This is a genomic window from Rhizobium sp. RU35A, from assembly GCF_900156005.1.
Taxonomy (GTDB): Bacteria; Pseudomonadota; Alphaproteobacteria; order Rhizobiales; family Rhizobiaceae; genus Neorhizobium; species Neorhizobium straminoryzae.
Genome location: NZ_FTMR01000007.1, coordinates 153,008 through 178,049, shown reverse-complemented (window position 1 = coordinate 178,049; position 25,042 = coordinate 153,008). Strand labels below are relative to the sequence as shown.

Sequence of the window (25,042 nt, the reverse complement as noted above, 5' to 3'; positions counted from 1 at the left end):
CTATAAATGGTCTCTCCCATAAACGAGGGTACTGCCATGTCGGCACGCACTGAAATCCGCCCGCAGGAGCCGATTGCTTCCGTCGATCCGATCTGGGACACGCTGCGCCATGAAGCACGCGCCGGCGCCGAGCGCGATCCGCTGCTGGCCGCCTTCCTCTATTCCACGGTGATGAACCATCGTTCGCTGGAGCAATGCGTCGTCCATCGGATCTGCGAGCGTCTGGATCATCCGGATCTGCAGGCGGTCCTGCTGCGTCAGGCCTTCGAGGAAATGCTGGAGGACTGGCCGGAATGGGGCGCCGTCCTGCGTGTCGACATCCAGGCCTATTACGACCGCGATCCGGCCTGCATGCGGTTTCTTGAGCCGGTCCTCTATTTCAAGGGTTTTCACGCCATCCAGACGCATCGTCTGGCGCACTGGCTGATGGAGCGCGGCCGGCGCGACTTCGCGATGTATCTCCAGAGCCGTGCGTCGAGCGTGTTCCAGACGGATATCAACCCCGCGGCGCGCATCGGCAAGGGGATCTTCCTCGATCATGCGACGGGTTTCGTGGTCGGCGAAACGGCGGTGATCGGCGACAATGTGTCAATCCTCCACGGGGTGACGCTGGGCGGTACCGGCAAGGAGGGGGCCGATCGTCATCCGAAGATCGGCAACGGCGTGCTGATCGGTGCCGGCGCCAAGATCCTCGGCAATATCCAGATCGGCAATTGCTCGCGCGTTGCAGCAGGATCCGTGGTCCTGAAGCCGGTTCCGCCGAAGACCACGGTTGCCGGCGTGCCGGCCAAGGTGGTTGGAGAAGCCGGGTGTTCGGAACCATCGCGCCTGATGGACCAGATCCTGCGTTCAGAGGATTGATGTCGGCGAAAGCGGCGCCATGTTTCCCGCGGCCAGCCAAGCGCCGTGCGGGCAGGGCAGGCATGCGGGGATGAGCGGCGCAGCGTTCTTTACTTTCGCCGTGATCCCGTGGCAAAAGCCCCGCAACCGAGAACACTGACGGAGAGACACCAGTGAAAGCCGACGAAATCAAGAAGCTCGATGCCTACTTCAAACGGGTTTTCAACCCTTCCATGAGCGTCAAGGCACGTCCGCGCAAGGACGATTCAGCCGAGGTCTATGCTGGTGACGAGTTCCTGGGCGTGGTCTACGTCGATGACGAAGACGAAGAGCGCTCCTACAATTTCTCCATGGCGATCCTGGACGTCGATCTCTGATCCTTTGGAACCGTTTTCGCACGGGTTGACTGATTGCGGCGGGCTCTGATCGAGACCCGCCGTTTTTCATGGGTGCGCGTCCTGGTTGATCGCGAATCCTGCGGCATTCGGTCCAAAACTGCCATTTCGCAGGTGCGTCACAGTTTCTTGCCTTGACTTTCGCAGTGCAAAAATATTCCATCAGTAATTGCGAATTCACCTACAGGAGGCGGACAATGTTCAACTTCGACGAAATCAGCCGTAAGAACAAGGAAGCGTTCGATACCGCGCTGCGCAGCTATTCCGAAATCGCCAAGGGCTTCCAGGCCATTGCCACCGAGACCGGCGACTACTCGAAGAAGTCCTTCGAGGATCTCACGAGCTTCTTCGAGCAACTGGTGGGCGTGAAGAGCGTCGAGAGCCTCTACGAGCTTCAGACGAAGTTCGCAAAAAGTTCCTACGAAGGCTTCGTGGCCGAGGCGACGAAGATCAGCAGCATGTATGCCGATCTCGCCAAGACCGCCTACAAGCCCTATGAGGCGCCAGTCGCCCGTGCAACGGCCGTGGTGACCTCGGCGGCCGCCTGATTCCCCGACAGATTCGAGCCCGCAAGAGCTTCGGCAAACCGGCTGCGCAAGACGCGTGGCCGGTTTTTGCTTTGTATACGCCCTTCGTCTGACGGGAAATTGTCCCTCCTGTCCCCTCATGCAACGAATAGTGATTGCGTGCCGCCGCGAGGGGCTTAAAATCAGCTTCAGGCGAACTAGATATGTGCATCTGATGTCCGGCTCCGGCTGATCGTTCGGACGAGGCTTCGGACAGTTGGGGATTGAAGGAAAGATGATCGCTTTGCCGATCTACATGCAAGACGGGAAGGATGGACAGGGAGACAGCGGCAATCGCGGCACCTCGGTGATTACGCGCACCAAGGCGAAGACGAAGAAGCCGAACCTCTACCGCGTCCTTCTGCTGAATGACGATTACACGCCGATGGACTTCGTCATTCACATTCTGGAGCGTTTTTTCCAGAAAGACCGCGAAGCGGCCACCCGCATCATGCTGCACGTTCACAATCACGGGGTCGGCGAATGCGGGATCTTTACGTACGAGGTCGCTGAGACCAAGGTGAGCCAGGTCATGGATTTTGCCCGCCAGCACCAGCACCCGCTGCAATGTGTCATGGAAAAGAAGTGAGGACCGCGCGTGCCAACATTTTCGCCTAGTCTTGAAAAGGCGCTGCATCAGGCACTGACTTTCGCCAATGAGCGGCACCACGAATACGCGACGCTGGAGCATCTGCTTCTGGCGCTGATCGACGATTCCGATGCGGCCGCCGTGATGGGCGCATGCAATGTCGACCTGGACGCCCTGCGCAAGACGGTGTCCGATTACGTCGACAACGAACTGGCCAATCTCGTCACCGGTTACGACGAGGATTCCAAACCCACCTCCGGTTTCCAGCGCGTCATCCAGCGCGCCGTCATCCACGTTCAATCTTCCGGTCGCGAGGAAGTGACCGGGGCGAACGTTCTTGTCGCCATCTTCGCCGAGCGTGAAAGCCATGCGGCCTATTTCCTGCAGGAGCAGGAGATGACCCGCTACGATGCGGTCAACTACATCTCGCACGGCATCGGCAAGCGGCCGGGCTCCTCGCAGGTGCGCACGCCGCGCGGAGCCGATGACGGCGAGGCAGATGCCAAGCCTTCTTCGCGCGAGCAGGAGGACGGTTCGGCCAAGAAGCCACAGGATGCGCTCAAGGCCTATTGCGTCAATCTGAACGACAAGGCGCGTGACGGGCGCATCGATCCGCTGATCGGCCGCCACGACGAGGTCAACCGTACCATCCAGGTGCTGTGCCGCCGTTCCAAGAACAACCCGCTCTATGTGGGCGATCCAGGCGTCGGCAAGACGGCGATCGCCGAAGGTCTTGCCAAGCGCATCATCGAAGGCAAGGTGCCGGAAGCGCTGGCGGATGCGACGATCTTCTCGCTCGACATGGGCACGCTGCTTGCCGGCACCCGGTATCGCGGCGATTTCGAGGAGCGCCTGAAGCAGGTCGTCAAGGAACTGGAAGAGTTTCCGGGCGCCGTGCTGTTCATCGATGAGATCCACACAGTGATCGGCGCCGGTGCGACGTCCGGCGGGGCCATGGATGCGTCCAACCTCCTGAAGCCGGCGCTCTCCTCAGGGGCGATCCGCTGCATCGGTTCGACCACCTACAAGGAATATCGCCAGTTCTTCGAAAAGGACCGGGCGCTGGTGCGTCGCTTCCAGAAGATCGACGTCAACGAGCCGTCGATCGATGATGCGATCGAGATCATGAAGGGCCTCAAGCCCTATTTCGAGGAGTATCACAAGCTTCGCTATACCAACGAGGCGATCAAGTCGGCCGTCGAATTGTCGGCCCGCTACATCTCCGACCGCAAGCTGCCGGACAAGGCGATCGACGTGATTGATGAAACCGGTGCCGCGCAGATGCTGCTGCCGGCGTCGAAGCGCCGCAAGCTGATCACCGAGAAGGAGATCGAGGCCACCATCGCCACCATGGCCCGCATCCCGCCGAAGACGGTGTCCAAGGACGACGAGATGGTTCTCGCCAACCTGGAAAAGGAACTGCGCTCCGTCGTCTATGGCCAGGACAAGGCGATCGAGGCGCTGGCAACCGCCATCAAGCTGGCGCGTGCAGGCCTGCGCGAACCGAACAAGCCGATCGGCTCCTACGTGTTCTCCGGCCCGACCGGCGTTGGCAAGACGGAAGTGGCGAAGCAGCTCGCCTCCTCGCTCGGCGTGGAACTCCTGCGCTTCGACATGTCGGAATACATGGAGCGGCACACGGTCTCGCGCCTGCTCGGTGCCCCTCCCGGCTATGTCGGCTTCGACCAGGGTGGTCTTCTGACCGACCAGGTGGACCAGCATCCGCATTCCGTCGTGCTGCTCGATGAAATCGAGAAGGCGCACCCGGACATCTACAACATCCTGTTGCAGGTGATGGACCATGGCTCGCTGACGGATCACAACGGCAAGAAGATCGACTTCCGCAACGTGATTCTGATCATGACCACCAATGCCGGCGCCGCCGAGATGGCCAAGGCGGCCATCGGCTTCGGCTCGTCCAAGCGCACCGGCGAGGACGAGGAGGCGCTGAACCGGCTGTTCACGCCGGAGTTCCGCAACCGCCTCGACGCGATCATTCCCTTCGCGCCGCTGCCAACCGAGGTCATCCATCAGGTGGTGCAGAAGTTCGTCATGCAGCTGGAAACCCAGCTCTCCGAACGCAATGTGACCTTCGACCTGCATCAGGATGCGATCGCCTGGCTCGCCGACAAGGGATACGACGAACGCATGGGCGCGCGTCCGCTGTCGCGCGTCATCCAGGAACACATCAAGAAGCCGCTCGCCAACGAAATCCTGTTCGGCGCGCTGCGCAAGGGTGGCGTGGTGCGTGTCACCGTCGGCAAGAAGGATGACGGCCAGGATGGTCTGATCCTCGAATCGATCCCGGAAGCCGCACCGGTAAAGCCGAAGCCGGAAGCCGAGGTGGAAGAGGTCGAGCAAGAGGTGAAGGCCAAGGCGAAGCCGGGTAAGGAAAAGCCCGGTAAATCTGCTGGCAGTCGCGAGAAGCCAGCAAAGGCGGAGGCGGAAGGTGACGTGCTGACCGAGGAACCGCAGAAGCCGCGCAAGGGCACAACCGTTCCTCGGGTACCCAAGAAGAAGTAAGGCGTCTTGCCTGAGATGTCGTGCCGGGGCTTGCGTCCCGGCACATTGCGTTTTGCCGGTCGGTTCCGAGCGGCGTTCCCCGGACTGACCGATGTCTTCTCCTCCGCTTGATGTGCGTTCCAACTTTTTCTGGTTCTTTGTCGGCATGCGGGGTCTTACCTCGCTGCCTGCGCTGATCCTGATGACCTCCTTTGTCGGCTTCAGCGCCTTTGCGCTCGAATCCGGCATCACCCGCGACCAGGCGGTGTTCATGACGCTTGCCGTCTGGGCGCTGCCGGCCAAGATGATCCTGATCGGCACCATGGCGGGCGGGGCGCCGCTTGCAGCCTGCTTTCTGGCCGTGACGCTTTCTTCGATCCGCATGATGCCGATGGTCGCCTCGATCATGCCGGACATGAAGAGCGAGAAGAGCCCTACCTGGCTTCTGCTGTTTCTCTCGCATTTCGTGGCGATCACCTCCTGGGTCTTTGCGATCCAGCATCTGGAAAACGTGCCGCGCGAGCGGCGCACCGCCTATTTCGGCGGCTTTGCCATCACCCTGACGCTCGTCAATGCAGTGATCGTCGGGGTCTGCTACGGCATCGTCGCGCAGTTTCCCCCGCTGGTGTCCGGTGCGCTGTTCATGATGACGCCGGTCTATTTCTTCGCCTCGATCTGGGCTAGTGCCCGCCATTCCGTCGTGCGGATTGCCTTCGTGGTGGGGGCCACGGCAGGGCCGGCGATGGCGCTGGTCGATCCGCGCTTCGATATCGTCTATGCCGGTCTTGGCGGCGGCGCGCTTGCTTATCTGTTCGACCGTTTCGTGATCCGCAGGGCAGGGCGCAGGATGACGCCTGCGTCCTCCCTGGAGGATACGCCATGACGGACCATGGCTGGTGGATCTATCTTGTCATCATCGTGGCCGGCTGGCTGGCGACCGACATCTGGCGCTGGCTGGGTGTCCTCGTCGGCAACCGCCTGGACGAGGAATCCGAGGCCCTGCACCTTGTGCGGGCGGTGGCAACTGCACTCGTGATGGCGGTCACCTCGAAGCTGGTCTTCTTTCCGACGGGAACGCTCGCCGATTCGCCGTTGTGGTTGCGGCTCGGCGCGCTCGGCATCGGCTTCGCCGCCTTCCTCGTCGCGGGCCAGCGGGTCATTGTCTGCGTGGCGGTGTCGATCTCGCTTTTGATCGCAGGGCTGGCGTTTCTCTGAAAAATGTCGGCGGTCACCGCCTTGCCCTTGTCCCTGATCTCAAAAGATCAGGCGATCTGGATGACGTGAACCTCGGAAAATTCCACCGAGCCGCGGCCCTTTCGCTTGGCTTCATAGAGCGCCTGATCGGCCGCTGCCACGAGGCGCTGCGGCGTGTCGGTGGGATCGTCCGTCACGGCAACGCCGAGGCTTGCGCCGATCGCGACTTCCTGTCCCTGCAGCAGATAGGGCATCTGCAGTCCTGTTGCGATCTGCCGGGCAAGCCGGTCCGCCTCGTCCGACGAGGAGAGTCTGGGCTGAACGACGAGAAACTCATCGCCGCCGCGTCGCGCGGCGAGCGCCTGTGGTGGCAGAAGTGCCCGCAGGCGGCGCCCTACCTCGACCAGGATGGAATCGCCCGCGTCGTGGCCGAAGGTGTCGTTGGCGGCCTTGAAATGGTCGAGGTCGATGAAGTGCACGGCGACCGCCTGCCCCGGACGGACTTCCTGCGCCATGAACAGCCTCTGCAATTCCCGGTCCACCGTGAAGCGGTTGGCAAGTCCTGTCAGCGCATCGCTGCCGGCCAGCGCGGCCAGTTCGGCGCGGGTGATCAGCGCCTCGAAGGTCAGGCGGTAGGTTGTCTGGATCAACTGGATGCTCGCAAGCGACATCATCAGCAGGAACAGCCCGAGCAGCTTGTGCAGCAGGACCGGGTGAAACAGGAGGACAACGATATAGGGGAGAGCGGCAATCTGGGTGCAGGCAATGGCAAGGCGCGGACGCACCGCCAGGCGCGACAGCACCCCGGTGCAGTAGCTGACCAGGAACACGGTAGAAAAAAGCTGTGCCTCGGTTGGGCCGCCGAGAAAGGTATAGCCGCCGATCGCAGCCACCAGCAGGGAAAACAGCAGGCTGCCGGCTGCATGTGACCGCTCCCAGACACGAACCGATCGACGCTCCCGCCATCGGCGATAGGCCCGGTCGATGGCAAAACGGAGGCTTGCAATCAGAAGGGCCAGAACTGCAAAGGCTGCGAAGACGGCGTCACCGGAGGTAAAGGCCACGAGGCCGCAGAAGAAAGCCGCAGCAAAGCCGATGAAGACCACATTGAAGGTGGAGGCGTAGAGCTGGTCCACCAGCTCGGCCTTGATCGGCGCTTCCCGGTCGATCCGGGCGTGCTTCGTGCGATGGGACGTCATGCTCTTGCCTGTTGCAAAACGGTGGCTGCCGGCAACCTGATACAGGGCGAAGCCGCGGAAAGAATGTGCTCACCCCGGTCTGATCCTTTCTCGAAAAGGCGTGAACGGCGCCCGTCAGCTTCGCGTGAAGCCCAGGCAAGCGCCGTTTTGCCGATCAGAGGGCGTCACGCACCTTCCGGGCATGCTCCGCAAGCACCGCATGGTCTTCCATCTTGCCCGTATGGGGCTTCAGTGGTTCGCCCTCGCGGCGCGGGATGACGTGAAAATGCAGGTGGAACACGGTTTGTCCGGCGGCGGGTTCGTTGAACTGGGCAATGAACACGCCGTCCGCTTCGAAGGCATCCTTCGCGGCGACCGCAAGTTTCTGGACAACCGGGATAACATGCGCAAGGACGGCCGGATCGGCGTCCAGCAGGTTGCGCGAACCGGTCTTCGGAATCACAAGCAGATGGCCGGGTGCCTGGGGCATCACGTCCATGAAGGCCAGCGTATGCTCGTCTTCGTAGACCTTGTGGCAAGGGATCTCGCCCTTCAGGATTTTTGCGAAGATGTTGTTCTCGTCGTAGGCCTGCACGCTCATCGCTTGCTCGCTCCCCTGCTATGTCGTTGGTCAGTCGTGGTCCTGCCGCTCTCCCTTGCGGAAGGGGCTGTGCTCGGTCAAGACCTCGCCGGTATATTCCACCTGCCGGCGCTCCTGTTCCAGATAGTCGGCGACGGCGCGCCGCAGGCCCGGATGAGCGATGTAATGCGCCGAATGGGTGGTGACCGGCAGGTAGCCACGCGCCAGCTTGTGTTCGCCCTGGGCACCGGCTTCCACACGCGCCAGACCCCGCGCCAGCGCGAAATCAATCGCCTGATGATAGCAGACCTCGAAATGCAGGAAGGGGTGATCTTCGATACAGCCCCAATGGCGGCCGAACAGCACCTCTTCGCCGATGAAGTTGATGGCGCCCGCCACGTAGCGTCCGTCGCGTTTCGCCATGACAAGCAGGATGTCATCGGCCATGCGTTCGCCGATCAGCGAATAGAAGCGGCGGTTGAGATAGGGGCGGCCCCATTTGCGGCTGCCGGTATCCATGTAGAAGGTAAAGAACTGGTCCCAGATGTCCTCGGTCAGGTCCCGCCCCGTCAGCCAGTCGATGCTGATGCCGCCCTCCAGCGCAGCACGACGCTCCTTGCGCAGGTTCTTGCGCTTGGCGGAGGAGAGTTCCGCGAGGAATGCCTCGTGATTGGCATAGCCCCTGTTGATGAAATGGAACTGCTGGTCCGTGCGGTGCAGGAAGCCGGCTTCCTCGAAAGCCTCGATCTCCGTCTCCGGCAGGAAGGTGACATGCGCGGAGGAGACGCCTGCCTGGCGCGTGACTTCCGCAAGACCAGCTGCCAAAGTCTGCTGAAGGGGAGTGCTGTTCTCTCCTGCCAGTGTCAGCAGTCGCGGACCGGTTGCCGGCGTGAAGGGAATGGCGCACTGGATTTTCGGATAGTAGCGCCCGCCGGCCCGCTCGAAGGCATCGGCCCAGCCGTGATCGAACACATATTCGCCCTGGCTGTGGCTCTTCAGATAGCCGGGCACGGCACCGACCAGCCGGCCATCGCCATCCTCCAGCAGCAGGTGATGGCCAAGCCAGCCGGTCTTTGCTGTCGCAGAGCCCGAATCTTCCAGTGCCGAGAGGAAGGCATGCGACAGGAAGGGATTATAGGGCACCCCACCCCCGCGTCGTGTTCCCGACAATGCCGACCAGCGGTCGGGGCTGATCGCAGAGAAGGACTTTTCGACGCGGAGGGTAAGTGTGTCTGTCATGCGGCGGAAGGAGCGCTTTCTCTCGGGTCGAAACCCTCGAAGGTCATCTGGTCTGCATGAGTATAGGTATGCGCGCGCGCCTTTTCATCCCTCACCGTCCAGGTAATCACCGGAATGCCGCGACGCTTCTGCGCATCGATGAAACTGTTGGGCAGATGCGCCCAGTGGTAGGAAATGAAATCGAGGCCGAGCTGCATGGCCTCGTCGTGGCGGAAGAATTCCTCCGGCGTATCGCCCATCGCCGTCAGTCCGACCGGATAGGGGGAGCCGGCGCGCTTCAGGTCCTTCAGCAGATGATGGTCGAAGCTCATCAGCGCCACCTTGCCCTGGTATCCGTCCAGCTGTTCCAGCACCGTTTCGGCAAAGCCCTCGTCCTCGGCAGCGCTCTGCCCCTTCAGTTCGATGACGAGCGGGACCTTGCCCTTCACAAGATCGAGAAGCTGGCGCAGCTTGGGCACGCGGTCGGCGGTGCCGCCAACGGTCAGCAGTCCAAGTTCGGCGGAGGTGCGTTCGCGCACCTTGCCGGAAATCCCGCACAGACGGTCCAGCACATCGTCATGGAAGACGACCGGTTCGCTGTCGGAGGCAAGCTGCAGGTCGCATTCGATGGCAAAACCGGCCTCGACGGCGCGCGAAAAGGCCGAGAGCGTGTTTTCCCACACGGCATGGTTCATGTCGTGATAGCCGCGATGGGCAACCGGCAGATCCTTGATCCAGGAGGCATCCGTGCTCATGCGTCGACATCCAGGATAGCGTCGACCTCGACGGCCGCATTGAAGGGCAGGGCGGCCATGCCGACGGCGGCACGCGCATGCTTGCCGGCATCGCCGAGCACGTTGGCGATCAGGTTGGAGGCGCCGTTCATCACGAGATGTTGTTCCACGAAGCCGGGAGCGGAGGCAATGAAGCCGTTCAGCTTCAACACGCGGCGGACCTTTCCGAGATCGCCGCCAAGCGCTGCCTTTACCTGCGCCAGAATGTTGATCGCGCACAGTTCTGCGGCGCGCTGGGCTGTTGCAACGTCCACTTCGGCGCCGACCAGGCCGGTGACTGCGACCTTTCCGGCCTCCATCGGCAGCTGGCCGGAAATGTACAGCGTATTGCCGCTCAGCGTGTAGGGCACGTAATTGGCCGCGGGCGCTGCCGCAACGGGCAATTCAATCCCCATCTCCTTGAGGCGGCTTTCAATCGCTTCCGACATTTCATTCTCCGCTTTGATTGTAAAATTGACTCGATTCCGTCACACATGACGCTAAGCATCACTCGATGGCGTTCTTATAACATTGCCTATCGAGTCCCATAGGAGTTTGTGGATGTTGCGACCGAGCCTTGCGACCGTCCTTCTTGCAGGCAGCACCCTTGCCGTCGTCAGCCCTGCCCTTGCGGGCATGGAGGGCGCGCGCACGCTCATCCCGCACCGGGCGGTTTATGATCTCAAGCTCAAGGATGTGTCGGAACGGTCCGGGATCGAGGGCATGTATGGCCGTATGGTCTATGAGTTCACGGGCTCTGCCTGTGCCGGCTATACCACCAATTTCCGTTTCGTAACCCGCGTCGATACCGGTGAGGACATGCGCCTGACCGATCAGCAGACGACGACCTTCGAGAACCTGAAGGCCGGCAGCTTCCGCTTCGACACCAAATCCTTCACCGATGACAAGCTGGACCGGCAGGTGACAGGCGAGGCGAGTGATCAGACGACCGGCATCAAGGTGGCGCTGGCGAAGCCCGATGCGCGGCAGGTGGAACTCACACCTGCGCAGTTTCCGACGGAACACATGCTTGAAGTCATCGAGAATGCCCGGCAGGGCAAGCGCTTCTTCGAGGAGCGCCTGTTCGACGGCTCGGAGGATGGCGACCAGAGCCTCATCACCACCACGGTGATCGGCAAGCCGCAGACGCCGGCCGCTGATGACGTGGATGCAGGCAATGCCGGCGAGTTCGCCAAGAAGCCCTATTGGCCGGTGACGATTGCCTATTACAACGAGGATCAGAAGACGGATTCGCTGCCGATCTATCGCATGTCCTTCAAGCTCTACGACAACGGCATCACCCGTGACCTCACGATGGATTACGGCGATTTCGTTCTCTCGGGCACCTTGTCCAAGCTGGAAGTGCTGGACAAGGGACAGCCGCAGGACAACTGCCACTGATTGCGGGCGGGGGCGCCTCCGTACCGGCTGTCGCTGCCAGTCATGGCGGTGCGTGGGCTGCCGTGTCACCTCCGGTATCCGGATAATCCGGCTCCCTGATGAAAATCAGACCGCAAAAGGCTTGCATTTCCATCACAATGCAATTATGCGCAGCCCATTCCACACGTGAGGCTTGGGGCTATCCGGGAGAAATCCGGATCGTTCCGCCGGTGGTCGGTGAGATCCGACTGTTCGTCTCGCGGGGGTTAAACCGGAAACTAGGAGAAAAAGGCATGGCATTGCCTGATTTCAGCATGCGTCAGCTTCTTGAAGCTGGCGTTCACTTCGGTCACCAGACGCATCGCTGGAACCCGAAGATGAAGCCGTACATCTTCGGTGATCGTAACAACATCCACATCATCGACCTCGCCCAGACGGTTCCGATGCTGTCGCGCGCCCTGCAGGTCATTTCCGACACGGTTGCCCGTGGCGGTCGCGTCCTGTTCGTCGGCACGAAGCGTCAGGCTTCCGAACTGATCGCCGACAGCGCCAAGCGTTCGGCCCAGTACTACGTCAACTCCCGCTGGCTCGGCGGCATGCTGACGAACTGGAAGACGATCTCGAACTCGATCCAGCGTCTGCGCAAGCTCGATGAAATCCTCGGCTCCGACGCCCAGGGCTTCACGAAGAAGGAGCGCCTGAACCTCGAGCGCGAACGCGAGAAGCTTGAAAAGGCTCTCGGCGGTATCCGCGACATGGGCGGCACCCCGGACCTGATGTTCATCATCGACACCAACAAGGAAAAGATCGCCATCGATGAAGCCAAGCGCCTGGGTATCCCGGTCGTGGCCATCATCGACTCGAACTGCGATCCGGACCTGATCGACTACCCGATCCCGGGCAACGACGATGCGTCGCGCGCCATCGCGCTCTACTGCGACCTGGTTGCACGCGCTGCAATCGACGGCATCGCCCGCCAGCAGGGCGCTTCCGGCCGCGACATCGGCGCCATGGCCGAAGCCCCGATCGAGCCGGCTCTTTCCGAAGAGACCGAAGCCTGATTGGCCGGGGAGGGCGCTGTCCTCCCCTGATCTTTTCGGGGGCCGCGTAAGGTGGTCCCCGGATGCCAAGGCGTCCGACGCCGGCGAAAACGCAATTTCGCCATCAGATGCGTGATATCGCGCGGACGATCATTCATCACGCTGTCATACTTCCGGGTACATTCGTGCCCCAAACGGGCGCCGGCCCTTCCGATTCCGGCAGGCGCACCCCCTGATTGGACAAGAGGCAAACATGAGCGAAATCACAGCCGCAATGGTGAAGGAACTGCGCGAAAAGACCGGCGCAGGCATGATGGACTGCAAGAAGGCGCTCGCCGAGACCAATGGCGACATGGAAGCCGCGATCGACTGGCTGCGCGCCAAGGGCATTGCCAAGGCCGACAAGAAGTCGGGCCGCACGGCTGCCGAAGGCCTCGTCGGCATCGCCTCCGCCGGCACCAGCGCTGTCGTCGTCGAAGTGAACTCGGAAACCGACTTCGTCGCCCGTAACGATGCCTTCCAGGATCTCGTTCGTGGCGTTGCCTCGGTTGCCCTTTCCACCGACGGTACCGTTGATGCCATCAGCGCCGCCTCTTACCCGGCCACCGGCAAGCCGGTCGCCGACACCATCAAGGATGCGATCGCCACCATCGGCGAAAACATGACCCTGCGTCGCGCGGCAAAGCTCTCCGTCGAGGACGGCGTGGTCGCCACCTACGTCCACAATGCTGCTGCCGACGGTCTCGGCAAGCTCGGCGTTCTCGTTGCCCTGAAGTCCACCGGCAACAAGGAGGCGCTGAACGCCATCGGCCGTCAGGTTGCCATGCACGTCGCCGCCACCAACCCGCTCGCCGTTCGCGCCGAGGAAGTGGACGCAGCGGTTGCCGAGCGCGAGCGCAACGTCTTCATCGAGCAGTCGCGCGCGTCGGGCAAGCCGGATGCCATCATTGAAAAGATGGTTGAAGGCCGCATGCGCAAGTTCTTCGAGGAAGTGGCCCTTCTCTCGCAGGCTTTCGTCATCAACCCCGACCTGACGGTTGCTGCTGCCCTCAAGGAAGCCGAAAAGGAAATCGGCGCTCCCGTCGAGATCACCGGCATTGTTCGTCTTCTGCTCGGCGAAGGTGTCGAGAAGGAAGAAACCGATTTTGCTGCCGAAGTTGCTGCAGCCGTCAAGCATTGATTCTCATTCGAGAATTCCTGGGTAAAGAACAAGGGCGTCGCGTGACAACGCGGCGCCCTTCGTGTATCGGGCATTCGGTGCGATCCTCGAAGGAGTTTCCATGTCATCCTCCACTCCCGTCTACAAACGTGTGCTGCTGAAAGTCTCCGGCGAGGCTTTGATGGGTAGCCAGGGCTTCGGCATCGATGTTGCCGTGGCCGACCGCATCGCCTCCGACATTGCCGAGGCACGCCGCATGGGTGTGGAAGTGGGCGTCGTCGTTGGCGGCGGCAACATCTTCCGTGGCGTCGCCGTGGCCTCCAAGGGTGGTGACCGTGTCACCGGCGACCACATGGGCATGCTGGCGACCGTCATCAATGCGCTGGCGCTCGCCACCTCGCTGCGCAAGCTCGACATCGACACGGTAGTGCTGTCTGCCATCGCGATGCCGGAAATCTGCGAAAGCTTCTCGCAGCGCCAGGCGCTGCATCACATGGACCAGGGCCGCGTGGTGATCTTCGCCGGCGGCACGGGCAATCCCTTCTTCACGACGGACTCGGCGGGTGCGCTGCGCGCCGCCGAAATCGGTGCCCAGGCGATCTTCAAGGGCACGCAGGTCGACGGCATCTATTCCGCCGATCCCAAGAAGGATCCGGACGCCACCCGTTTCGAGAGGCTGACGCACAGCGAGGTCCTCGAAAAGGGACTGGCCGTGATGGATGTCGCCGCCGTGGCGCTGGCGCGCGAAAATGCCATTCCGATCATCGTCTTCTCGATCCACGAAAAGGGCGGGTTCGGACAAATCTTGACTGGCGGTGGCCTCAAGACCATCGTGACCGACAATTGAGGCAGGGCGCGTCACCTTGCGCCCCTGCAATTCCAGAATGGAGTAGAAGATGAGCGGAGCCATCGATCTCAATGACATCAAGCGTCGCATGGACGGCGCCATCACGGCCTTCAAGAACGATATCGCGTCGCTGCGCACCGGTCGCGCCTCGGCCAACGTTCTCGATCCGGTCATGGTGGAAGCCTATGGCTCGCGCGTGCCGCTGAACCAGGTGGCCAACGTGACGGTACCGGAGCCCCGCATGCTCGGCGTTTCCGTCTGGGACAAGTCCATGGTCAACGCCGTTGACCGCGGCATCCGTGAAGCCAATCTCGGCCTCAACCCGATCATCGACGGCCAGAACCTGCGTATCCCGCTGCCGGAACTGAACGAAGAGCGCCGCAAGTCGCTGGTGAAGGTTGCCCACGACTATGCCGAAAAGGCGAAGGTGGCGATCCGCCACGTGCGCCGTGACGGCATGGACGCGCTGAAGAAGGCGGAGAAGGACGGGAGCATGAGCCAGGACGACAGCCGCGTGCAGTCCGACAAGGTTCAGAAGATGACCGACGAGACGATTTCTGACGTCGATCGCTTGCTTGCGGAGAAGGAAAAGGAAATCATGCAGGTCTAATGGACCTGCCTGACGCTTTTTCCTCCAACGCGAAATAACGGATGCTCCATGGCAAGCGGTGACCTTCTCTCCCCTCCCAGACATGTCGCGATCATCATGGATGGCAACGGACGCTGGGCAAACGAAAGGGGGCTGCCGCGCACTGTCGGGCACAGCAAGGGCGTGGAGGCCGTGCGCCGCACCGTGGAGGCGGCGGCGGATTTCGGCATCGAATACCTGACGCTGTTTGCCTTCTCCTCGGAGAACTGGAGCCGGCCGGAAGAAGAGGTGTCCGTACTGATGGGGCTTCTGCGCCGCTTCATCCGGCGCGATCTTGCCGAACTCCATCGGTCCAATGTCCGCATCCGTGTCATCGGTGAACGGGACGGTCTGCAGGGCGACATCCTGCCGCTGCTGCTGGAAGCGGAGGACACCACGCGCAACAATACCGGCCTGACTCTTGTCATTGCCTTCAATTATGGTGCGCGTGACGAGATGGTACGGGCCATGCGCCGTCTTGCGCGGGATATCGAGGCCGGACGCATCGCGGCCGAGGATGTGACCGCGTCCGCGATCACCGAGCGTCTGGATACCGCGGGCATTCCCGACCCGGATCTCATCATCCGCACCAGCGGTGAAGAGCGGCTGTCGAACTTCCTGCTCTGGCAGGCCGCCTATTCCGAATTCGTCTTCGTGCCCGAATACTGGCCGGATTTCGACCGCGACCTGTTCCTCAAGGCGCTGCGGAGCTTTGCCAATCGTGACCGACGCTTTGGCGGCCTGTCGGCGAGCAAGGCGGCCACGGCGGTGGCGGGCTGATGTCGGTCGAACTGAGGCAGCGGATCCTGTCCGGCATCGTGATGGCGGCGGTGACGCTGGCTGCCACCTGGGTCGGCGGTCTCGCCTTCCGCGCGCTTGCGGCTCTGATCGCCGTTCTCGTCTATTACGAATGGTCGAGGATGACCCGGCTGGCGGAGCGTGATTTTCGCGGTCATGCGCTGGGCTGGCTGTCGGTTGCTGCCGTTGCGCTCAATCTGCTCATTGGAGACGAAGGTTTGGGGACGCCCATTGCGGGCGGCTTCATCGTCACTGCGATCCTGTTCATGCTGGTGCGCGGCGGCACTGCGTGGCTTCCGGGCGGCATTGCCTATGCAAGTTTCAGCGGCATTTCGCTGGCGGCGATCCGCGGCGCTGACCAGCCGGGTTTCGTGGCCATGTTGTTCGTGTTTGCCGTGGTCTGGGCGACGGACATCCTGGCGTATTTCGTCGGACGCAGGCTGAAGGGGCCGAAGCTTGCGCCGCGCATCTCGCCCGGCAAAACCTGGTCGGGCGCGATTGGCGGCACCGTTTCCGGCGTCGCTGCCGGCTGCCTTCTGTCGCTTGCCTTCTTTCCGGCGCTCTCGCCGCGCACCGTCGTCATCGCCTTTGCGCTTTCGGTGGCCAGTCAGGCGGGCGATCTTTTCGAATCTTTCATCAAGCGGCGTTTTGGCGTCAAGGACTCCAGCCATCTGATTCCCGGGCATGGTGGCGTGATGGACCGCGTGGACGGCCTCGTTTTTGCCGGTTTCGCAGCATTTCTTCTTGCAATCATGCATGCGGCATGGTCCGAAGATGGCGGAACGTCGGTGGCGGCAGTTCTGTTCGGGCTTTAGGCACCGGGAGGTTAGGGGCAAGAGATGTTGGCAACGGCAGGGTTCATCACCGGCTACATCATTCCGTTCATCCTCGTCCTGTCTCTGCTCGTCTTCGTGCATGAAATGGGCCACTACCTCGTCGGCCGCTGGAGCGGGATCCGCGTGACAGCCTTTTCCATCGGATTCGGGCCGGAGCTTTTCGGTTTTACCGATGGGCATGGTACGCGCTGGAAGCTGTCGCTCATTCCACTGGGCGGCTATGTGAAATTTTACGGTGACGAGGATGCCGCCAGCCGGCCGGGTCACGAGCGGCTTGACGCAATGACCGAGGCGGAGCGTGCCCAGACACTGGCAGGGGCTGCACTGTGGAAACGGGCGGCGACGGTGGCTGCGGGCCCTGTCGCCAATTTCCTGCTGGCGATTGCCATCTTTGCCGTTTTGTTTGGTGTCTACGGCCGGATGATCGCCGATCCCGTGGTGTCGGAAGTGCGTCCTGATAGTGCTGCGGCCGAGGCCGGCCTGCAGCCGGGCGACCGGCTGATGGCACTCGACGGTTCGAAGATCCGCACCTTTGACGATGTGCGCCGCTATGTGAGCGTACGCCCCGAGGCGCGCATCATCGTGACGATCGAGCGCGGTGGGAAGGAGATGGACGTTCCTGTCGTTCCGCGCCGTTCGGAGATTACCGATCAGTTCGGCAACAAGATCGAGATGGGCCTGATCGGGATCGTCACGAACGAGCAGAGCGGCAATTTCCGTCATGTGACCTATACACCGGTTCAGGCGGTGCATCAGGGCGTCATCGAGACCGGCCAGATCATCTCCGGGACCTTCCGCTATATCGGCAACCTGGTGACGGGGCGCATGAAGGCAGACCAGTTGGGCGGCCCTGTCCGGGTTGCTCAGGCCTCGGGACAGATGGCGACGCTCGGCATTGCCGCCGTGATACAGCTTGCCGCGGTGCTCTCGGTTTCCATTGGATTGCTCAACCTGATGCCTGTTCCGGTGCTGGACGGCGGTCATCTTCTGTTTTATGCCATTGAAGCCGTGAGGGGAAAGCCGTTGGGAGCAGGGGCGCAGGAGGTTGCCTTCCGCATCGGTCTGGCGATGGTTCTAAGCCTCATGGTCTTTGCCACGTGGAACGACATCAGCAATCTGATCGGCTGAAGAAGTTTCTTGTAAACCAATTGTTTACCTTAATTTCAGGTGTTCGTGGCGATTGGGTCACGCCTTGGAAGGAAGTAAACAGAAATTAACGGGATGCCTTGCTTGTAGGGTAAAAGCAGGTAAAACGACACACGTGGCCGGAGTCGGGCCTGGCTCGCCGAGGGACAACGGGAAAAGGTAAGTATTGAAAATGAAAGCTGGTTCAAAGTTTTTGAACGCAGTATCGGCGTTTGCGCTGTCTGCTGGTGTTGTCGCGTCTGGGGCCGGTGCTGTCGTTGTTGCTTCTGCTCTTTCCGCCGAGGCTGCCGTCATCCAGAAAATCGATGTTCGTGGCGCCCAGCGCGCAGGGGCGGCTGCCGTCCGCTCCAATCTTACCATTCGTCCCGGGGTGAATTTCTCGAATTCCGACATCGATGAGTCGGTCAAGCGCCTCTATGCGACCGGCTTCTTCTCGGATGTGAAGATCGCCGTGTCTGGCTCTACGCTTGTCGTGACCGTCAACGAAAGCCAGCTCGTCAACCAGGTCGTGTTCAACGGCAACCGCAAGATCAAGGACGACAAGCTTCAGTCTACGGTCAACACCCAGCCGCTCGGTCCTTACAGCGAAGCCATGGTGAAGGCCGATATCGAGCGTATCCGTGAGGCCTACAAGCAGATCGGCCGCAGCGATGTGCAGATTACGACGCAGACCGTGCCGGTTGGGCAGGGGCGCGTGAACCTCGCGTTCGTGATCAACGAAGGCGACCGTACCAAGATTTCCGACATCAAGTTCATCGGCAACAGCGCCTACAGCAGCAGCCGTCTGCATGACGTGCTGGTGACCAAGGAAAGCGGCCCGCTGTCTTTCCTGACCCGCAAGGACGTCTATACCGAAGACAAGATGAAGGCCGATGAAGAGGCGCTTCGCAAGTTCTATTACGACCATGGCTATCCGGACTTCCGCATCGTCTCCTCCGATGCCGTGCTGAACGAAGCCAAGAACGAATACACGCTGACCTTCACCGTCGAGGAAGGTGCGCGCTACCGCTTCGGCAACGTGACTGTCGACTCCACCGTTCAGGGTCTCGATGCATCCGCCCTGAAGAACGTGGTTCAGACCAATGCGGGCGATGTCTACAAGGCAAGCGACGTCCAGAAGTCGATCGAGGCAATCCAGAAGAAGGTTGCCGAAGCCGGCTACCCGTTTGCTCGCGTCACCCCGCGTGGCGATCGCAACTTCCAGACCAACACGATCGGTCTGTCCTATCTGGTGGATCAGGGTGAGCGCGCCTATGTCGAGCGCATCGACATTCGCGGCAACACCCGTACGCGTGACTATGTCATCCGTCGCGAGTTCGATATGAGCGAAGGCGATGCCTTCAACCAGCTGATGATCACGCGCGCCAAGCGTCGCCTGGAAGCTCTGGGCTATTTCTCGAAGGTCAACATCACCACGCAGCAGGGTTCGGCACCCGACCGTGTCGTGATCGTTGTGGACGTCGAGGACCAGTCGACGGGCGCCTTCGGTATCGGTGTCGGTTATGCGGCCAATGACGGTGTCGTTCTCGAAGCCTCCATTGAGGAAAAGAACTTCCTGGGTCGTGGCCAGTACATCCGTGTGGCTGCTGGTGGCGGTCTGAACGACTCCCGCACCTACTCGCTGAATTTCACCGAGCCGTATTTCCTCGGCTATCGTCTGGCGGCTGGTTTCGACGTCTTCAAGAACCAGACCTCGTCGAACGACTATTATGACTACAACGAGCAGGGCTTCACCCTGCGCGTCACGGCGCCGATCACCGAAACGCTGGCGACGACATTCCGCTACACCTACAAGGAAATCAACTACGACGGCACGAATGACTGGCAGACAAACCTGTCGCAGCCGTTCCAGGATCTTGTCCGTGGCGGCGACTATGTCCAGTCGTCCATTTCGCAGACGCTGACCTACAACACGCTGGACAGCATGACCCTGCCGCGCGAAGGCATCTACGCGTCGGTCACGCAGGAATATGCCGGCCTCGGTGGCGATTCGCAGTTCTACAAGATTTCCGGTCGCGCCCGTTATTTCCAGCTGCTGTCGGATGAACTCGACATGATCGGTCAGATCGCCGTTGGTGCGGGTCATGTGGTTGCTACCGGTGATCATCTGAACGTCTTTGACCAGTTCACCTTTGGTGGTCGTCAGGTTCGCGGCTTCAAGAATGATGGTATCGGTCCGCGCGCTGGCAGCGATGCGATCGGTGGTACGACATACTTCAACGCGTCGGCCGAAGTCTCCGTGCCGATGCCGGCCCTGCCGCAGGATGCCGGTCTGCGTGCCAACTTCTTTGCCGATGCCGGTACGCTCTATGGCAATGACGTTCCTGTCGCCAGCGGGCTTCAGTCGGATAACTCCATCCGCGCTTCGGTCGGTATGGGCGTTACCTGGGCCTCGCCGTTTGGCGCGTTGCGCTTCGACTATGCCGTCCCTGTCGCGAAGGAAGATTACGACAGGGAACAGCGTTTCCGCTTCAGCATGGCCAACCAGTTCTGATATCTGGCGTCCAGAACGCGAACTGGAAAACTGTTCTGGAGCTCAGGGCAATGGACAACAACGACTTCTTTCCGCCGCATGATGGCGTGAGCCTTCGTGAGCTGGCTTCGTATCTTGGGGCGGAATTGCTGGATGAAACGAAGGCGGAGCGTCTGGTGCGCTCCGTTTCGCCAGTTTCGCGGGCGGGCGAAGGGGATGTTTGCTACATTCTCTCGCGTAAATTTCGAGACGAGCTCGAGACCTGCAATGCCACAGCCATTCTTTGTGAGCCGGCACTTCAGCCTCTGATCCCCAGTCATATCGCCATCTTGTCCACGCCGAAGCCGCATACGGCCTTTGCGCGTGCCGGCGCGTTTCTGCATCCAAAGGCGATGCGGGTTGTTCCGACTGTCTCTGGCGAGGGCATTTCGCCGGCAGCCTATGTCGACCCGACTGCCCGGCTGGAGGCCGGTGTCACCGTTGAGCCGATGGCGGTCATTGGCGCGCATGTTGAAATCGGGTCCGGAACGCGCATCGGTGCAGGTGCGGTTATCGGTGCGGATGTCAAGATCGGTCGCAACTGCTGTGTTGCGCCGACGGCGTCTGTCATGTGTGCGCTCATCGGCAATGGCGTGATCATTCACAATGGGGCGCGCATCGGCCAAGATGGCTTCGGCTTTGCGCCTGGTCCTGCCGGCATGCTGAAAATGGTGCAGATCGGCCGGGTTATCATTCAGGATAATGTCGAAATCGGCGCGAACACGACGATCGACCGCGGCGCGATGGACGATACCGTGATCGGCGAAGGTACCAAAATCGACAATCAGGTTCAGGTCGGCCACAATGTTAGGATCGGCCGGCATTGCGCTTTTGCCAGCGGTGTTGGTATAGCGGGCTCGACGCGTATCGGCGATGGCGTGCAGATCGGCGGTGCAACCGGCGTCAATGGCCATATCACCATCGGCAATGGCGCACAGATCGGTGCAGCGGCTGCCGTGATCGGATCTGTGCCGGCAGGCGCCCGTTTTGGTGGCCACCCGGCCCGGCCCATGCAGGATTACCTGCGCGATATGGCAGAGGTGCTTGCGCGGTCTGACGAACGGTCGAAGAAAAGAGGAAAAAGGAATGGCTGAGCAGGAAAAGGCAACGCTCGACTCCGTCGATATTCAGGAGATCATGAAGCTTCTGCCGCATCGGTATCCCTTCCTGCTGGTTGATCGCATCATCGAGATCAACGGCGACGAGAGTGCTATTGGTGTGAAGAATGTCAGCGCCAACGAGCCGCATTTCACCGGACATTTTCCAGAGCGGCCGATCATGCCGGGTGTGCTGCTCGTCGAGGGGATGGCGCAGACCGCAGGTGCGATCTGCGCACGAAAACAGGGTGAAACCGGCAATCTCGTCTACTTCATGACCATCGACAATGCGCGCTTCCGCCGTCCGGTCGTGCCGGGTGATCGTGTGGAATATCATGTCGCCAAGCTGAAGCAGCGCGGCAATATCTGGAAGTTCCACTGCGATGCCAAGGTGGATGGTGTTCTCGTCGCGGAGGCCGATATCGGCGCCATGATCCGCACGAAGGACGATGCATGAGCACGATTGCTGCCAGCGCCCGAATCCATCCGCATGCCGTCGTGGAAGACGGCGCCGTCATTGGCGAGAACGTTGTCATCGGGCCGTTCTGCCGGATCGGCCCGCGTGTCGTCCTGCATGATGATGTCGAGGTCGTTTCGAATGCGGTCGTCACGGGTTTGACCGAGGTCGGCAAGGGCTCGCGCATTTTTCCGATGGCAGTGATCGGGGGCGTATCCCAGAGCCTTCATGAGGCCGGCGAGGATTCGCGTCTGGTGATTGGCGCGCGCTGCACCATGCGCGAAGGCGTCACGATGAACACCGGAACGGTCGGCGGCGGCGGCATCACCAGCGTTGGTGATGACTGCCTCTTCCTCGCCAATTCGCATGTGGCGCATGATTGCCGCCTGGGCAATGGCATCATCCTGTCCAACAACGTCATGCTGGCCGGCCATGTGCAGGTGGCGGATCGCGCGATCCTCAGCGGTGGCTGCGCCGTGCATCAGTTCAGCCGCATCGGCCGTCAGGCCTTCATCGGCGGCCTGTCTGCCGTCAATTACGACGTCATTCCCTATGGCATGCTGAACGGCAATCCGGGTCTGCTGGGGGGACTGAATGTCGTCGGCATGACCCGTGCCGGGATCGACCGTGCCGTCATCCATCAGGTGCGCAAGGCCTACAAGGCGATCTTTGACGGCGAGGGCGCCATTCGCCCGAAGGCGGCTGCGATCCGCGACGAATTTCTTGACTGCCCGGAAGCGATTGAGGTCATCGACTTCATCCTGGCCGACAGCGACCGGGCGATTTCTTCGCCCTATCGCGGCAAGGCGTAAGGCCGTGGCGTCCGCTCCCGTTCGCGACCGGACGGGACGTCTGGCGATCATTGCTGGCCATGGCTTCCTGCCTCTGCATGTGGCGGAAGCCGCCCGTGCGGCAGGCGATGAGCCCTTTGTCATCTGCCTTGAGGATGAGGCGGATCGCGATTTTTCCGCCTTCGATCATGCTGTGGCCGGCGTGGGCGACCAGGTGCGTATCGAAAGGCTGTTGCGCGAGCGAGGGGTCAAGCGTGTCGTGATGTCCGGCGGGGTGCGGCGGCGTCCTGAACTGCGCCAGATTCGCCCGACGGTTTCGACCCTCCTCAAACTGCCGCAGGCGTTGAAGACCCTGCTTGCTGGCGGGGATGACGCGGTGCTTCGCATGGTCATCAGCCTGTTCGAAGGCATGGGTTGCCGGGTGGTCGGGGTCCATGAAATTCTGCCTGGCCTGCTGGCCGATACCGGCACGCTCGGCCGCCACACGCCGACCGACGAGGATCGTCGCGATATTGCGCGCGGTGCAGAGGCTGCAAGGCTTCTCGGCCAGCTCGATGTAGGACAGGGCGCCGTCAGCGTTGGCGGACGCATCGTTGCCCTGGAGGGCGTGGAAGGGACCGATGCCATGGTGTATCGCGTTGGCGAGCTGCGCGCCTCGGGTCGCGTGTCGCGACGCCGACGCGGCGCCCTCGTCAAGCTCTGCAAGCCGCAACAGGACATGCGGGCCGATTTGCCGACGATTGGCCCCTCCACCATCACCGCCATCGTATCGGCGGGTCTCGGGGGCATTGCCGTGGAAGCCGGCCGGGCTTTGATCGTGGAGCGCGAAACCATGTTGAAGGCCGCCGATGATGCTGGTGTTTTCGTCTGCGGCATCGACGCGGGATTGCCGTCGCTGGGCATCGGATCATGAGCGAACGGGTGCTGAAAATCGGTGTCATTGCCGGTGAAGTTTCCGGCGATCTGCTGGGCGGAGATCTCGTTGCGCATCTGAAGCATCGCTGGCCGGGTTCTATTGAACTCATCGGCGTCGGGGGGGACGCATTGGAAGCCGAGGGGTTGGATTCGCTGTTCGACTTTTCGGAGCTTTCCATCATGGGCCTGACCCAGGTGCTGAAGCGCCTGCCGCAGTTGATGCGGCGCATCCGTCAGACGGCAGATGCGATCATTGCGGCACGGCCCGATGTGCTGATCATCATCGACAGCCCGGATTTCACCCATCGTGTCGCCCGGCGCGTACGCAAGGCGCTGCCGGACCTGCCTGTCGTTGATTATGTGTGCCCGAGCGTCTGGGCCTGGAAGGAGCACCGGGCAACCGAGATGCTCGCCTATGTCGATCAGGTGCTGGCTGTTCTGCCGTTCGAACCGGAGGCTATGCAGCGACTCGGCGGCCCGAAGACGGACTTCATCGGTCACCGTCTGACGGCGGACCCAGATGTCCTCAGGGTCCGCGCAGCGCGTGCCGGGCGCGGACTTCCCGGGGACGAAGGTATCAAGACGATCATCATCCTGCCGGGATCGCGGTCCACAGAGATCAAAATCCTGATGCCGGCCCTTGAGGAAACGGTGCGACTGCTGTCCGAGCGCAATGATGGCCGCGTGCGGTTTCTGTTGCCCACCGTGCCGCGGCAGGAAGCGTTGGTGCGCAGCCTGACCGCCGACTGGATCGTCAGGCCCGAGATCACGGTGGGCGCCGAGAGCAAGTGGCGTGCCTTTGCAGACGGCGACATGGCGATCGCAGCTTCCGGCACGGTGACCCTGGAACTGGCGCTCTGCGGCGTGCCGACCGTCTCCATCTACAAGGTTGACTGGCTGATGAAGTTCATGCTGTCACGCATCAGGATCTGGTCCGCCTCGCTGCCGAACCTGATTGCCGACCAGCCGGTCCTGCCCGAACATATCAACGATCTCGTCCGGCCCGGCTATCTCGCGCGTTGGGCGGAATGCCTGTGTGCGGATACGCCACAGCGTCACGCCATGCTGCAGGGCTTCAATACTGTCTGGCAGCGGCTGGCAACGGCGGTTGCACCCGGCGAAGCCGGGGCAGGACTGGTCCTTGCGCTGCTTGACCGCCGTGCTCACGCGGATGGCACGACAGTTCCCTGATGAAAGATCATCTGCCAGCGGCCGTCTCTGAAGGCCCATATGGAACTGCGCAGCGTTTCGCGAATGCTGCCCGTCCATGATCCCGTGCGGCGGGCACGATAGGTGATGAGCACGACCTCGCCCGCCAGCTCCTTCACGACATAGTCCAACGTCTCGAGGCGTTCATCAGGGGCGGATGGTGTTTCCGCTGCAAGGGCCGCGACCGTCGTCTGCCGGTCGAAGATACGCCCGGAGCTTCCGAACTCGATGAAATCCTCCGCCAGAAGATGGGTCACCCGATCTTGTGCAGTGCGGATGGCGGGTTGGTGCAGGCACTGTTCCAGTGCAATGATTGTCTCGGCCGTTTGCCGGTTCATGGGCAGCTCTTCCCGTTGTGGCAGCGTCCCGTTCGTCCCAGTCAAGGGTCGTCG

The 25,042-nt window shown here is 61.5% G+C and carries 27 protein-coding genes; 21 read left to right on the top strand and 6 right to left on the bottom strand.

Going from position 1 to position 25,042, the window contains the following annotated elements; translation table 11 throughout:
- Positions 1-36: 36 nt before the first annotated feature.
- The 7 genes from cysE (at position 37) to F3H95_RS16865 (ending at position 6,107) form a co-directional block, all read left to right on the top strand.
- The gene (cysE, locus tag F3H95_RS16895) at positions 37-861 is read left to right on the top strand and encodes a serine O-acetyltransferase (RefSeq protein WP_149746842.1); all 825 of its coding nucleotides are present in this window, start codon (positions 37-39) and stop codon (positions 859-861) included.
- A gap of 152 nt (positions 862-1,013) precedes the next feature.
- Positions 1,014-1,217, top strand: coding sequence for a DUF3126 family protein (locus F3H95_RS16890; protein WP_142881027.1), 204 nt, complete (start codon positions 1,014-1,016; stop codon positions 1,215-1,217).
- Between the two features lie 215 nt (positions 1,218-1,432).
- Positions 1,433-1,783, top strand: a complete 351-nt coding sequence (locus F3H95_RS16885; protein ID WP_142881026.1) for a phasin family protein — start codon at positions 1,433-1,435, stop codon at positions 1,781-1,783.
- Between the two features lie 253 nt (positions 1,784-2,036).
- Complete coding sequence (gene clpS, locus F3H95_RS16880; protein WP_142881025.1) at positions 2,037-2,390, top strand: ATP-dependent Clp protease adapter ClpS; 354 nt, start codon at positions 2,037-2,039, stop codon at positions 2,388-2,390.
- 9 nt (positions 2,391-2,399) lie between these two features.
- Complete coding sequence (gene clpA / locus F3H95_RS16875; protein ID WP_142881024.1) at positions 2,400-4,913, top strand: ATP-dependent Clp protease ATP-binding subunit ClpA; 2,514 nt, start codon at positions 2,400-2,402, stop codon at positions 4,911-4,913.
- Between the two features lie 91 nt (positions 4,914-5,004).
- Positions 5,005-5,775 (top strand): AzlC family ABC transporter permease, encoded by a 771-nt coding sequence (locus F3H95_RS16870; protein ID WP_149746841.1) that lies wholly within the window; start codon positions 5,005-5,007, stop codon positions 5,773-5,775.
- Positions 5,772-6,107 carry an AzlD domain-containing protein gene (locus F3H95_RS16865; RefSeq protein WP_149746840.1) on the top strand — a complete coding sequence of 112 codons (336 nt, stop codon included), beginning with the start codon at positions 5,772-5,774 and terminating at the stop codon, positions 6,105-6,107. The genes F3H95_RS16870 and F3H95_RS16865 overlap by 4 nt, the downstream gene beginning before the upstream one ends.
- Positions 6,108-6,154: 47 nt before the next feature.
- On the opposite strand, the gene F3H95_RS16860 is transcribed toward F3H95_RS16865, so the two are convergent.
- From F3H95_RS16860 to F3H95_RS16840, 5 genes are all read right to left on the bottom strand, one after another.
- Positions 6,155-7,285 carry a GGDEF domain-containing protein gene (locus F3H95_RS16860; protein ID WP_149746839.1) on the bottom strand — a complete coding sequence of 377 codons (1,131 nt, stop codon included), beginning with the start codon at positions 7,283-7,285 and terminating at the stop codon, positions 6,155-6,157.
- Positions 7,286-7,439: 154 nt separating this feature from the next.
- On the bottom strand, positions 7,440-7,865 hold the full coding sequence (locus tag F3H95_RS16855) for an HIT family protein (protein ID WP_142881020.1): 426 nt from the start codon (positions 7,863-7,865) through the stop codon (positions 7,440-7,442).
- A gap of 30 nt (positions 7,866-7,895) precedes the next feature.
- Positions 7,896-9,083, bottom strand: a complete 1,188-nt coding sequence (locus tag F3H95_RS16850; RefSeq protein WP_149746838.1) for a GNAT family N-acetyltransferase — start codon at positions 9,081-9,083, stop codon at positions 7,896-7,898.
- Entirely contained in the window at positions 9,080-9,817 is a 738-nt protein-coding gene (locus F3H95_RS16845; protein WP_188134406.1) for a glycerophosphodiester phosphodiesterase, read from the bottom strand. The genes F3H95_RS16850 and F3H95_RS16845 overlap by 4 nt, the downstream gene beginning before the upstream one ends.
- Positions 9,814-10,284, bottom strand: coding sequence for a RidA family protein (locus F3H95_RS16840; protein ID WP_149746837.1), 471 nt, complete (start codon positions 10,282-10,284; stop codon positions 9,814-9,816). Before F3H95_RS16840 ends, F3H95_RS16845 begins: the two co-directional genes overlap by 4 nt.
- 112 nt (positions 10,285-10,396) lie before the next feature.
- Here F3H95_RS16840 and F3H95_RS16835 point away from each other — a divergent pair, with 112 nt between their 5' ends.
- The 14 genes from F3H95_RS16835 to lpxB all read left to right on the top strand — a co-directional run bounded on the left by F3H95_RS16835 (position 10,397) and on the right by lpxB (position 24,632).
- Positions 10,397-11,236 carry a cell envelope integrity EipB family protein gene (locus F3H95_RS16835; protein WP_142881017.1) on the top strand — a complete coding sequence of 280 codons (840 nt, stop codon included), beginning with the start codon at positions 10,397-10,399 and terminating at the stop codon, positions 11,234-11,236.
- A gap of 272 nt (positions 11,237-11,508) precedes the next feature.
- Positions 11,509-12,276 carry a 30S ribosomal protein S2 gene (rpsB, locus tag F3H95_RS16830; RefSeq protein ID WP_142881016.1) on the top strand — a complete coding sequence of 256 codons (768 nt, stop codon included), beginning with the start codon at positions 11,509-11,511 and terminating at the stop codon, positions 12,274-12,276.
- A gap of 232 nt (positions 12,277-12,508) precedes the next feature.
- Entirely contained in the window at positions 12,509-13,435 is a 927-nt protein-coding gene (gene tsf / locus F3H95_RS16825; protein WP_149746836.1) for a translation elongation factor Ts, read from the top strand.
- Between the two features lie 100 nt (positions 13,436-13,535).
- Positions 13,536-14,261 carry a UMP kinase gene (gene pyrH / locus F3H95_RS16820; protein ID WP_142881014.1) on the top strand — a complete coding sequence of 242 codons (726 nt, stop codon included), beginning with the start codon at positions 13,536-13,538 and terminating at the stop codon, positions 14,259-14,261.
- Between the two features lie 49 nt (positions 14,262-14,310).
- Entirely contained in the window at positions 14,311-14,871 is a 561-nt protein-coding gene (gene frr / locus F3H95_RS16815) for a ribosome recycling factor (RefSeq protein ID WP_142881013.1), read from the top strand.
- A gap of 48 nt (positions 14,872-14,919) precedes the next feature.
- Positions 14,920-15,669 (top strand): isoprenyl transferase, encoded by a 750-nt coding sequence (locus tag F3H95_RS16810; protein ID WP_142881012.1) that lies wholly within the window; start codon positions 14,920-14,922, stop codon positions 15,667-15,669.
- Positions 15,669-16,502, top strand: coding sequence for a phosphatidate cytidylyltransferase (locus F3H95_RS16805; RefSeq protein WP_142881011.1), 834 nt, complete (start codon positions 15,669-15,671; stop codon positions 16,500-16,502). The genes F3H95_RS16810 and F3H95_RS16805 overlap by 1 nt, the downstream gene beginning before the upstream one ends.
- Positions 16,503-16,526: 24 nt before the next feature.
- Complete coding sequence (gene rseP, locus F3H95_RS16800) at positions 16,527-17,651, top strand: RIP metalloprotease RseP (RefSeq protein WP_149746835.1); 1,125 nt, start codon at positions 16,527-16,529, stop codon at positions 17,649-17,651.
- A 190-nt stretch (positions 17,652-17,841) separates the two neighbouring features.
- The gene (gene bamA / locus F3H95_RS16795) at positions 17,842-20,163 is read left to right on the top strand and encodes an outer membrane protein assembly factor BamA (RefSeq protein ID WP_142881009.1); all 2,322 of its coding nucleotides are present in this window, start codon (positions 17,842-17,844) and stop codon (positions 20,161-20,163) included.
- Positions 20,164-20,213: 50 nt separating this feature from the next.
- A complete protein-coding gene (lpxD, locus tag F3H95_RS16790; protein WP_149746834.1) occupies positions 20,214-21,275 on the top strand; it encodes a UDP-3-O-(3-hydroxymyristoyl)glucosamine N-acyltransferase in 1,062 nt (353 codons plus the stop codon).
- The gene (gene fabZ / locus F3H95_RS16785; RefSeq protein ID WP_142881007.1) at positions 21,268-21,735 is read left to right on the top strand and encodes a 3-hydroxyacyl-ACP dehydratase FabZ; all 468 of its coding nucleotides are present in this window, start codon (positions 21,268-21,270) and stop codon (positions 21,733-21,735) included. The genes lpxD and fabZ overlap by 8 nt, the downstream gene beginning before the upstream one ends.
- The gene (gene lpxA / locus F3H95_RS16780) at positions 21,732-22,547 is read left to right on the top strand and encodes an acyl-ACP--UDP-N-acetylglucosamine O-acyltransferase (protein ID WP_149746833.1); all 816 of its coding nucleotides are present in this window, start codon (positions 21,732-21,734) and stop codon (positions 22,545-22,547) included. Before fabZ ends, lpxA begins: the two co-directional genes overlap by 4 nt.
- Positions 22,548-22,551: 4 nt before the next feature.
- A complete protein-coding gene (gene lpxI / locus F3H95_RS16775) occupies positions 22,552-23,439 on the top strand; it encodes a UDP-2,3-diacylglucosamine diphosphatase LpxI (RefSeq protein ID WP_149746832.1) in 888 nt (295 codons plus the stop codon).
- Positions 23,436-24,632 (top strand): lipid-A-disaccharide synthase, encoded by a 1,197-nt coding sequence (lpxB, locus tag F3H95_RS16770; protein WP_149746831.1) that lies wholly within the window; start codon positions 23,436-23,438, stop codon positions 24,630-24,632. The genes lpxI and lpxB overlap by 4 nt, the downstream gene beginning before the upstream one ends.
- Here lpxB and F3H95_RS16765 read toward each other — a convergent pair.
- A complete protein-coding gene (locus F3H95_RS16765) occupies positions 24,605-24,988 on the bottom strand; it encodes a DUF4440 domain-containing protein (protein ID WP_149746830.1) in 384 nt (127 codons plus the stop codon). The two genes, lpxB and F3H95_RS16765, sit on opposite strands and share 28 nt — an antisense overlap.
- Between the last annotated feature and the right edge of the window lie 54 nt (positions 24,989-25,042).

Coding starts and splice junctions, on each gene's coding strand:
- pyrH (WP_142881014.1), top strand. CDS start 13,536: ATGTCATCCTCCACTCCCGTCTACAAACGTGTGCTGCTGAAAGTCTCC.
- frr (WP_142881013.1), top strand. CDS start 14,311: ATGAGCGGAGCCATCGATCTCAATGACATCAAGCGTCGCATGGACGGC.
- F3H95_RS16810 (WP_142881012.1), top strand. CDS start 14,920: ATGGCAAGCGGTGACCTTCTCTCCCCTCCCAGACATGTCGCGATCATC.
- F3H95_RS16840 (WP_149746837.1), bottom strand. CDS start 10,284: ATGTCGGAAGCGATTGAAAGCCGCCTCAAGGAGATGGGGATTGAATTG.
- F3H95_RS16865 (WP_149746840.1), top strand. CDS start 5,772: ATGACGGACCATGGCTGGTGGATCTATCTTGTCATCATCGTGGCCGGC.
- lpxD (WP_149746834.1), top strand. CDS start 20,214: ATGGACAACAACGACTTCTTTCCGCCGCATGATGGCGTGAGCCTTCGT.
- F3H95_RS16860 (WP_149746839.1), bottom strand. CDS start 7,285: ATGACGTCCCATCGCACGAAGCACGCCCGGATCGACCGGGAAGCGCCG.
- rseP (WP_149746835.1), top strand. CDS start 16,527: ATGTTGGCAACGGCAGGGTTCATCACCGGCTACATCATTCCGTTCATC.
- cysE (WP_149746842.1), top strand. CDS start 37: ATGTCGGCACGCACTGAAATCCGCCCGCAGGAGCCGATTGCTTCCGTC.
- F3H95_RS16850 (WP_149746838.1), bottom strand. CDS start 9,083: ATGACAGACACACTTACCCTCCGCGTCGAAAAGTCCTTCTCTGCGATC.
- F3H95_RS16805 (WP_142881011.1), top strand. CDS start 15,669: ATGTCGGTCGAACTGAGGCAGCGGATCCTGTCCGGCATCGTGATGGCG.
- lpxB (WP_149746831.1), top strand. CDS start 23,436: ATGAGCGAACGGGTGCTGAAAATCGGTGTCATTGCCGGTGAAGTTTCC.
- F3H95_RS16765 (WP_149746830.1), bottom strand. CDS start 24,988: ATGAACCGGCAAACGGCCGAGACAATCATTGCACTGGAACAGTGCCTG.
- rpsB (WP_142881016.1), top strand. CDS start 11,509: ATGGCATTGCCTGATTTCAGCATGCGTCAGCTTCTTGAAGCTGGCGTT.
- clpS (WP_142881025.1), top strand. CDS start 2,037: ATGATCGCTTTGCCGATCTACATGCAAGACGGGAAGGATGGACAGGGA.
- F3H95_RS16870 (WP_149746841.1), top strand. CDS start 5,005: ATGTCTTCTCCTCCGCTTGATGTGCGTTCCAACTTTTTCTGGTTCTTT.
- F3H95_RS16855 (WP_142881020.1), bottom strand. CDS start 7,865: ATGAGCGTGCAGGCCTACGACGAGAACAACATCTTCGCAAAAATCCTG.
- tsf (WP_149746836.1), top strand. CDS start 12,509: ATGAGCGAAATCACAGCCGCAATGGTGAAGGAACTGCGCGAAAAGACC.
- fabZ (WP_142881007.1), top strand. CDS start 21,268: ATGGCTGAGCAGGAAAAGGCAACGCTCGACTCCGTCGATATTCAGGAG.
- F3H95_RS16885 (WP_142881026.1), top strand. CDS start 1,433: ATGTTCAACTTCGACGAAATCAGCCGTAAGAACAAGGAAGCGTTCGAT.
- F3H95_RS16845 (WP_188134406.1), bottom strand. CDS start 9,817: ATGAGCACGGATGCCTCCTGGATCAAGGATCTGCCGGTTGCCCATCGC.
- lpxA (WP_149746833.1), top strand. CDS start 21,732: ATGAGCACGATTGCTGCCAGCGCCCGAATCCATCCGCATGCCGTCGTG.
- bamA (WP_142881009.1), top strand. CDS start 17,842: ATGAAAGCTGGTTCAAAGTTTTTGAACGCAGTATCGGCGTTTGCGCTG.
- F3H95_RS16835 (WP_142881017.1), top strand. CDS start 10,397: ATGTTGCGACCGAGCCTTGCGACCGTCCTTCTTGCAGGCAGCACCCTT.